The organism is Bartonella queenslandensis AUST/NH15 (genome assembly GCF_000312585.1).
GTDB classification, from domain to species: domain Bacteria; phylum Pseudomonadota; class Alphaproteobacteria; order Rhizobiales; family Rhizobiaceae; genus Bartonella; species Bartonella queenslandensis_A.
Window position 1 is genome coordinate 1 of record NZ_HE998067.1, and the last position, 258, is coordinate 258.

At 38.4% G+C, this 258-nt stretch carries 1 pseudogene; it reads right to left on the bottom strand.

Going from position 1 to position 258, the window contains the following annotated elements:
• Positions 1–14: 14 nt before the first annotated feature.
• Positions 15–258 (bottom strand): annotated as a pseudogene (locus BN338_RS12720) (hypothetical protein); the annotation flags it as partial.

Here is a 258-nt window from a genome sequence, read left to right on the forward strand (position 1 = left end):
AAAGGTACTGAACCCTAGTCAGTTTTTTTGCTTTTAGTGCTGAAAAGCACTTGGACATAGCAAAAACTCCCGGAATTCCGGGATACCCACAAAAGTGGCTTCATTTTTACGCTAGGGTTTAGGACCTTTAATCCCTCTTGATCGGTGCGTAGACGACCAAAATTACCCTTTAAGGTATAAAGTAATTGAAGAAGATTAGCAATAAAATTTAAAGCTGCATTTTTTATCTCATGAGAAATCAACCATACGACTGCTGTC